Annotated in this window: 13 protein-coding genes; 8 read left to right on the top strand and 5 right to left on the bottom strand. The window is 63.8% G+C overall.

Going from position 1 to position 6,958, the window contains the following annotated elements; all coding sequences use genetic code 11:
• The 8 genes from AC04MI_RS22150 to AC04MI_RS22115 form a co-directional block, all read left to right on the top strand.
• The coding region (locus AC04MI_RS22150; RefSeq protein ID WP_476498714.1) for a hypothetical protein at positions 1 to 374 on the top strand (374 nt) is incomplete at its 5' end.
• Between the two features lie 71 nt (positions 375 to 445).
• Positions 446 to 748 (top strand): holin, encoded by a 303-nt coding sequence (locus AC04MI_RS22145; protein ID WP_476498713.1) that lies wholly within the window; start codon positions 446 to 448, stop codon positions 746 to 748.
• On the top strand, positions 745 to 1,383 hold the full coding sequence (locus AC04MI_RS22140) for a glycoside hydrolase family protein (protein WP_476498712.1): 639 nt from the start codon (positions 745 to 747) through the stop codon (positions 1,381 to 1,383). The genes AC04MI_RS22145 and AC04MI_RS22140 overlap by 4 nt, the downstream gene beginning before the upstream one ends.
• Positions 1,380 to 1,595 carry a hypothetical protein gene (locus tag AC04MI_RS22135; RefSeq protein WP_440597257.1) on the top strand — a complete coding sequence of 72 codons (216 nt, stop codon included), beginning with the start codon at positions 1,380 to 1,382 and terminating at the stop codon, positions 1,593 to 1,595. The genes AC04MI_RS22140 and AC04MI_RS22135 overlap by 4 nt, the downstream gene beginning before the upstream one ends.
• Positions 1,595 to 1,861 (top strand): hypothetical protein, encoded by a 267-nt coding sequence (locus AC04MI_RS22130; protein ID WP_476498711.1) that lies wholly within the window; start codon positions 1,595 to 1,597, stop codon positions 1,859 to 1,861. Before AC04MI_RS22135 ends, AC04MI_RS22130 begins: the two co-directional genes overlap by 1 nt.
• The gene (locus tag AC04MI_RS22125; RefSeq protein ID WP_476498710.1) at positions 1,858 to 2,337 is read left to right on the top strand and encodes a hypothetical protein; all 480 of its coding nucleotides are present in this window, start codon (positions 1,858 to 1,860) and stop codon (positions 2,335 to 2,337) included. The genes AC04MI_RS22130 and AC04MI_RS22125 overlap by 4 nt, the downstream gene beginning before the upstream one ends.
• Positions 2,338 to 2,344: 7 nt before the next feature.
• Entirely contained in the window at positions 2,345 to 2,851 is a 507-nt protein-coding gene (locus AC04MI_RS22120) for a DUF2829 domain-containing protein (RefSeq protein ID WP_476498709.1), read from the top strand.
• A gap of 23 nt (positions 2,852 to 2,874) precedes the next feature.
• Positions 2,875 to 3,543: a Gp49 family protein gene (locus tag AC04MI_RS22115; protein WP_476498708.1), complete on the top strand. Its 669-nt coding sequence runs from the start codon at positions 2,875 to 2,877 to the stop codon at positions 3,541 to 3,543.
• A gap of 56 nt (positions 3,544 to 3,599) precedes the next feature.
• On the opposite strand, the gene AC04MI_RS22110 is transcribed toward AC04MI_RS22115, so the two are convergent.
• The 5 genes from AC04MI_RS22110 to AC04MI_RS22090 form a co-directional block, all read right to left on the bottom strand.
• On the bottom strand, positions 3,600 to 3,926 hold the full coding sequence (locus AC04MI_RS22110; RefSeq protein WP_476498707.1) for a hypothetical protein: 327 nt from the start codon (positions 3,924 to 3,926) through the stop codon (positions 3,600 to 3,602).
• A 39-nt stretch (positions 3,927 to 3,965) separates the two neighbouring features.
• Positions 3,966 to 5,285 carry a tyrosine-type recombinase/integrase gene (locus AC04MI_RS22105; protein ID WP_476498706.1) on the bottom strand — a complete coding sequence of 440 codons (1,320 nt, stop codon included), beginning with the start codon at positions 5,283 to 5,285 and terminating at the stop codon, positions 3,966 to 3,968.
• A gap of 227 nt (positions 5,286 to 5,512) precedes the next feature.
• Complete coding sequence (locus AC04MI_RS22100) at positions 5,513 to 6,001, bottom strand: dihydrofolate reductase (RefSeq protein ID WP_436078486.1); 489 nt, start codon at positions 5,999 to 6,001, stop codon at positions 5,513 to 5,515.
• Positions 6,002 to 6,033: 32 nt separating this feature from the next.
• On the bottom strand, positions 6,034 to 6,642 hold the full coding sequence (locus AC04MI_RS22095) for a DUF4337 domain-containing protein (protein ID WP_056067126.1): 609 nt from the start codon (positions 6,640 to 6,642) through the stop codon (positions 6,034 to 6,036).
• Between the two features lie 74 nt (positions 6,643 to 6,716).
• Positions 6,717 to 6,958, bottom strand: a 242-nt coding sequence (locus tag AC04MI_RS22090; protein WP_476498705.1) for a thymidylate synthase, incomplete at its 5' end; no start/stop codon positions are given.

Raw genomic sequence — 6,958 nt, 5'->3', positions numbered from 1 at the left:
GCATGGCCGGGCAGGGCGGTTTGCCCAAGTCGGCCGGATCGCTCACTGCCGTAGAGGTTGGCTCCGACAGCCTGGAAGCGAACGGTGCGGCCCTGGTCAGCGCGCTACTTGCCGCCATTGAGGCTGGTGCAGATACCGCAGCCATCGCCGGGCAGATTGCCGCAGGCGGCGTGCTGGCAGTGCTGGAGACTGGCCAGGACACATTCGCGGCCATTGAATCGGCCCCACCCCTCGACCCCAGCCGAACCCTGGTGGTGCCCATTGAGGACAGGCTGGTGCGAGTTGCGACCGAAACGCGCCTGGTATCAGTGGCGCGCGAGGACCGCGTGGTGAGCGTGGTCGCAGAGGATCGAACGATCTTCGTGTCCGCATGAGGTGCGCGTCCAAATGATTCCCCCCCAGTAGGGTTAGACCATCTGGCGCATGCCCGGAACACTCCGGGCTCATGAAAACAGAAACCATCGACGCCCTTTCCACGGCCGGCAGTCGCACCTCCGGCGGCGGCGCTGTCGTTGGGTTCCTTGGATGGCTTGCCTCATCCCAAGCAATCGGGCTGTTCGGCGTGTGTATTGCGCTGCTGGGCGCCTTGGTGAGCTGGTACTACAAGCGTGAAGCAAATCGCCGCCTGTCGGCCGAGCATGCTCTACGCCAGCAGGAGCGCCAGATCCGCATTGACATCATGCGCGCAAGCGGCGTACTTCTCCCCGGTAGCGATACCGACCTGGGCGAGCTGGGAGCCGACGAGTGAGCCGCGTGCCCGCCCAACTGCGTACCAGCCTTGCCGCCCTGGCCATGCTGCTGGGCGCCGGTGGCGGGGCCTACTACGTGGACGAGGCCGCCACACGCGAGGCCAACACCAACGCCTACATCCAGGCCGTGGCCGCTGATCCCGATGTGTCCGATGYCATCCGCATTGCCATGGTGATGGCCAGCTACTACGAATCCAGCAATCGCCACATCGGCACGCCCTACGTGGACAAACTGGGCAAGGGCCAGCCGCTCACCGTCTGCAATGGCCTGACCGGGCCCGAGGTGGTGGCGGGGCGCACCTACACCCCCGCCGACTGCTACCGGCTGGAGAAGCGCCGGTACATCGGCTACGAGGTCGAAGCCAAGCGCCTGCTCACGTACTGGGCCAGCTATGACCCGTTCCAGCAAGCCACCTTCCTCGACTTCCTGCACAACAAGGGCGAGGGCAATTTCTTCGACAGCACCATGCGCCGCAAGGCCAATGCTGGGGACTGGGTGGGTGCCTGCCGAGAAAACACGCGCTGGAACCGTGGGACGGTGCAGGGCGTTTCTACCGTGCTGCCAGGCCTGCAGCTGCGCGGCGATTCCAACGACGAGATTTGCCGCACATGGCGGCTTGGAGCGCAATCGTGAAACTTGCTGTACTCATTTTTCTGATTTTGCTCAGCGCACTGCTCACCGGCTGTGCAACAACAAAAGGCCTGCAGGTGTCCGACGAGGACGCGGCCGAGTGCGCTGCCGTGGGCTGCACGCCCTGGTCTGAGCGCCAACTTGAAGGCCTGGCCAAGCACTTCTACGGCTTGGGTGTGAAGGCAGGCATCCAGCGCCAAAAGGGGTCGATCTGATGCGCGCCGCTGCCATCGCCTTGTTCATTGCCGTTGCACTGAGCGGTTGCACTGTAGTCCCGGCCAGCACCGCCCACAGCGCCTGTGAACTGTTGAACACGGCTTCCCAAGAAGCTGATCTGGCGCCCGCCTGGTATCTGCGCGCCGGCGAGGTGCTGGAAGCCTGCGGGCAGGACCGTGCCAAGGCCGATGCCGCCGCCCGCGCCTGCTATGCCGAGGCCCGCAACGGCTACCGCGACAGCAAGGAATGTGAGGCCATGCCGTGAACCTCACCCTCATCACCCACCTGATCGCGGCCCTGGCCGCTGCCACCGGCGTCTGGATCTTTCAAGACGCCCGCATGGACGCTGCCGTGGCCGAGGTCCGGCTGGAGCAGACGAACGAGCGCCTGGGCGCCGTGAGCCAGGCCCGCGCCGACGAGCGCGGCATCAACAAGACCTACCAAGGAGCCCTCAATGCTGCCCGTGACCGTGAAGCGCTTTTGCGCACTGAAATTGACCGTCTGCACGTTGTTTCTGATGGGCTGCGCGACCAAAACGCCGATGCCGCCCGCCGCCTCGCTGCAGCTCCCCCCGCCGCCGTCCTTGAGTACGCCCTTGCCGTCAACACCGTATTCAACGACTGCCGCGCCGCGTATGCAGGAATGGTCGAAAAAGCTGATGGGCACGCGAGTGATGTCCGCACCCATAGAGAAGCCTGGCCAGTAATCCCGCCCCGGCCGGACGCCGGGCCAACCCCCTGAGAAAACCATGAACTCAATGAATTTTGGAACGGCCCTTGAAGCCATCAAGGCCGGCCTGCGAATCGCCCGCACCGGCTGGAATGGCAAGGGCATGTTCGTCTACTTGGTGCCCCCTGCCAGCTACCCGGTTCAGACCGGCGCGGCCAAAGCGCATTTTGGCGAGGGTGCGACGGTGCCCTACAACGCCTACATGGCGATCAAGAACGTGGACAACACGGTCAGCACCTGGGTGCCCAGCGTGAATGACTGCCTCGCGACCGACTGGGGCGTTGTGGGCGAAGGCGCGCAAGCGGTAGAGCCGACCAAAGCCGCCAGCACCGTGCCACCCCACCAGCAGCGCGTGATTGACGAGAAGGCCGCCCGCGATGGGGAAATCTCGCGCCTCGAAGCCTTCATCAACACGGGCTCGATCTTCGCCACGCTGCCCGCCGACGAGCAGGCCCGCCTGCGCCGCCAGCTCGATGTGATGCGCGAGCTGTCCGTGATCCTGGGCGAGCGCATCGCGGCTTTCTGACCAACACTCCCCAAGAGCACGCCATGACCCAATTCCGCAAGAAGCCTGTCGTCATCACGGCAATCACCTTTGACCAGCTCGTGGCCCATGGCACGGATCGATGCAAGGCAGAAGGCCGCCAGTCGAACATCGTGAACGGGATGCCCTGGTCGTTCAGCTACGCGGGCCACCTCATTACCCACGAGAACGACGATTGCTACCTGATCCCCACACTGGAAGGCACCATGAAGATGGGCCGCGACGACATGCTCATCACGGGCGTGAAGGGCGAGATTTACCCGTGCAAGCGAGACATTTTCGAGGCCACCTACGACTTGGCCCCTGCTGATCTGGAGCAGGAGATCCAGGCCAAGGCCGACAAGGGCCCGCGCGTTACGCCCGCTGCGCTGAAGGATGAAATTGCCAGCGCGCATTTCTTCACCGGCTTCGATGGGGCGGCTGGCGCGGCTTACAACGAGGCGAGCCCTGATGGTGTGCTTCGGCAGTTCAGTTTCGAGGCCCCACCGGCTCTGTCACTCCTGACCTTCTGCGTCCTGGTGCTGCGCAACGGCTTCACCGTCATCGGCCACAGCGCCTGCGCCAGCCCTGAGAACTACAACAAGGAAATCGGCGAGCGCATCGCCCGCGAGAACGCCGAGCGCCAAATCTGGCCCCTGCTGGGCTTCCGACTGCGCGACGAGCTGGCCCGCTGAAAACCGAAGCACCAATGAAAAAGCCCCGCCGCAGTGATGCGGGCGGGGCTTTGTGTTTATGCCGTGGGCATCTTGTCGTAGTCGGCCAGCGGCATTTCGGTGCCGTCATGGGCCACCAGCACGCCCGCCGTTGAGTCTGAGACTTCGATAGGGCGGTCATTGAACTTGGTCTTGTCCACCTTGTAGGCACTCCCCATGGATGAGGCGCCGTAGAGGCGGCACAGGGCCAGGTCTTCGGCCTGCTTTGGGGTCAGGACCAGCTTCTGCGGTGTCTTCCCAGGATGCTTGATCCAATGCGTGCGAAAGGCGTTCGACGCCCGGCGGTGGAGTTCTGCCATGCCGGGGTGGTGATGGGGGAGGTCAACGATGTTTTGGGCGGCCATGGATGGTGATTGTCCACGGTCCAGAGGGGGTGCCCCAGCTCATGCCACCCTGCGCAACCGGACCACGTTCGCCTCACCATCGCGGCCGGGTGGGGCGCTGTTCTCGCACCCCACCAGGTAGTCGGCCCAGAGTTTCAGGGCCCTGCGGCGCTCCGGTATTTCCTCCCGCACGTCATAGATCCCCTCCATGCCCTTGAGCGTATGGTTCAGAGCAATCTCGGAGATTTCGCGCGACACCCCCATGTTCATGAGGTGGCCCTTGGCCGTGCTGCGCGTGTCATGGGGGGTAAATTTGCGGATGTCCATGTCGCCGCGTTCAAATGCGCGCCGCAGCGCCGCCCAAAGGGTTGTGCGCCCGATAGGTACATCGCCCAGCTCTTTGGAGCGGTCGGCGCGGCGAGTGGGCAGCACATACACGGAGTCGCCAGACAAGGCGATCAGCTCGTGGAACCAGTCAACGACGACCGGGGCGAGGGGCACCAAAAAGCCCGCGCGGGTTTTGACGGACTCAGCAGGCACCCACCAGGTGCCGGCCTCCAGGTCCAAGTGCTCCTTCTTGGCCTTGACCAGCTCCACCCCGCGCACGCAGGTGGCCAGCAGGATGCGGAAGGCCAGGGCGTTCTCCCGGCCGATGAAGTCAATGCCCGGCAGCAGGGACTGCAGCTCCTTGTTCTCCAGCATGACGCGCTGGCGTGTCTTTGGGCGAGGGCCTTTGAGCGCGGACAGCTTGATGCCGGTGCACGGATTGGCCGCAATGAGCGTCAGGCCGCAGGCGTGGTCGAGAACCTTGGAGATAGAGGTGAGCAGCCGCTTTGTCATCAGCCACGTCCGGCCGCTCTCTTTGAGGACGGTCACGACATCAATGCTCGTTACCTTGTTCACCTGCCAGGAACCCAGGCGCGGCAGGATCACTTGGTCGATGTCGGCATTGCGGTAGTAGATGGTGTCCTCGGCGAACACATCGGGGCGGAGCACCTTTTCCCGATAGTCGGCAACCAGTTCGCGCATGGTCCATGCTGCAGCGGTGCGTGATTTGCGCTCCTGCTTCTCGGCTGCCGGGTCCGCGCCGCTATCGATGGCTGCGCGCAGAGCGCGGGCTTTCTCACGGGCCGCCGCGAGTGTCACGTCCGGGTAGCTGCCGATGGTCAGCTCGCGCCGCCGCCCGCCCTGCACGCGATACCGGAGCACCCAGGTGGCGGTGCCGCCTGTGGAAAGGGTGAATGTCAGCCCATCGCCATCTGACTTGGCGACCGCCTCACCTTTTGAGATCCAGCGCTTGATCTGTATGTCGGTGAGCGTGTGACTGATTTTGGGCATCGGCAGTCCTTTTTTTGGGTAGCTAGGAGTGTAGCTACCCACCTGGCTACCCGGAGTTCATGCGCCAATGAGAATCAGTGTGCGACAGTGTGAATCAAAAAACCCAATGAAAACAACGGCTTGCGATGCTTGGTGAGACGTTGTGATCCACTCTGAAACACTAATTGAAATTCCAGGTGGCAATTTGCATGGTTTTTGGCCGGTAGCGCTAGTGGATCATGCGCTGGCAGCTATCAAAATGTGAGTGGATGAGGGATGGGGCAGAAGCGTCAGGCGCGGCGCACACGGGTCACAAAGCTGAACGGCAGCCCGTTGGTGCTCACGTGGTGCTCGCGGACGGTTTCCACCCATTCTGCGCCCAGCACGGGGGCATAGGCATCGCCGTCAAAGTCCTGGGCGATCTCCGTCACCTCCACGCAGTCCGCCAGGGGCAAGGATTCGGCATAGATCTGCGCGCCCCCAATGATCCACACGGTTTTGCCCGCGTCGCACAGCGCCAGGGCTTTGGCCAGGCTGCCTGCGCGGTGGGCACCGTCGGCCTGCCAGTCGGCCTGCCGCGTCACCACGATGTTGGTGCGGCCGGGCAGGGGGCGAAAGCGCGGGGGCAGCGAGTCCCAGGTCTTGCGGCCCATGACCACCGGGCAGCCCTGGGTGAGCTGCTTGAAGTGCGCCATGTCCTCGGGGATGTGCCAGGGCAGGCGGTTGTCCTTGCCGATGACGCCGTTGGCCGCGCGGGCGTAGATGAGGTGCAGGGGCATGGGGCTCGCTCGGTGCGTGAGTGGGGAGGGGATCAGATGTGCAGGAACGCCAGCGCGCCCACACCCAGGCCCACGGCGGCCACGCCGTACATGCCGTATTCCAGCCACTTCTTCTTGGTCAGCAGCGCAATCGCGGCCAGGGCAATCGCCACCTGCAGCGCGGTGGTGGCCTGGGCCCAGCGGTGGTGCTGGTGCATCTGTACTTCGCTTTGCTGGTCGAAGGCGTGGGCATCGGCCTCCAGCTTTTCGGCCGCGGTCTTGATCTCGTTCTTCTCTTTTTCGTAGCGGTCGATCTTGGCCTGGTATTTGACCTTCTCGGCTTCGGCCGGGGTCAGGTCACGGGCCAGCTCGGCCAGGCTTTGTTTGGTGCTTTTGGACTGGAAGTAATTCCACTGGTTGGAGGCCTCGGTCTTCTTGATGGCCGCGTCGTTCTTCATCAGGCCCGCATTGGCCTGGGTGGCGCCGCCCATGTAGGCAAAGATGGCACCCACCGTGGCCACGATGGCCGTGAACATGGCGATCTTGTTGGTGGACGAGCCGCCGCCATGGTCCGCGCCGTGGTGCGCAGCATCGTGGCCGTGGGTGGCATGTTCGACCGCGTGGTCGTGGGGGCCGTGTACGTGGAATCCGCCGGAAGACATAGATAGAAGCTCGTTGTATTGGTTATGGGTGAAAGCGGGGCCTGTGCCGCAGGCTGGCTGGTGCAGTGGTCAGGTCAGACTGCCACGGGCGCCTTGATGGCAGGGTGGCACTGGTAGTCCACCACTTCAAAGTCTTCGTACTCGTAGTCGAAGATGCTGTCCGGCTTGCGTTTGATGTTCAGCACGGGGTAGGGGTAGGGCGTGCGCGCCAGCTGGGTCTGCACTTGCTCGTGGTGGTTGCTGTAGATGTGGCAGTCGCCACCCGTCCAGACGAAGTCGCCCACCTCCAGGTCGCACTGCTGGGCCACCATGTGGG

The organism is Acidovorax sp. LjRoot204, assembly GCF_056175785.1.
Note: the sequence above shows the minus strand (reverse complement) of the source record. Positions and strands in the feature narration are given on the sequence as shown.

What these genes read in the sequence shown, in the direction of transcription:
- AC04MI_RS22095 (WP_056067126.1), bottom strand. Translation starts at nt 6,642, where the DNA reads ATGTCTTCCGGCGGATTCCACGTACACGGCCCCCACGACCACGCGGTC.
- AC04MI_RS22145 (WP_476498713.1), top strand. Translation starts at nt 446, where the DNA reads ATGAAAACAGAAACCATCGACGCCCTTTCCACGGCCGGCAGTCGCACC.
- AC04MI_RS22100 (WP_436078486.1), bottom strand. Translation starts at nt 6,001, where the DNA reads ATGCCCCTGCACCTCATCTACGCCCGCGCGGCCAACGGCGTCATCGGC.
- AC04MI_RS22115 (WP_476498708.1), top strand. Translation starts at nt 2,875, where the DNA reads ATGACCCAATTCCGCAAGAAGCCTGTCGTCATCACGGCAATCACCTTT.
- AC04MI_RS22120 (WP_476498709.1), top strand. Translation starts at nt 2,345, where the DNA reads ATGAACTCAATGAATTTTGGAACGGCCCTTGAAGCCATCAAGGCCGGC.
- AC04MI_RS22110 (WP_476498707.1), bottom strand. Translation starts at nt 3,926, where the DNA reads ATGGCCGCCCAAAACATCGTTGACCTCCCCCATCACCACCCCGGCATG.
- AC04MI_RS22130 (WP_476498711.1), top strand. Translation starts at nt 1,595, where the DNA reads ATGCGCGCCGCTGCCATCGCCTTGTTCATTGCCGTTGCACTGAGCGGT.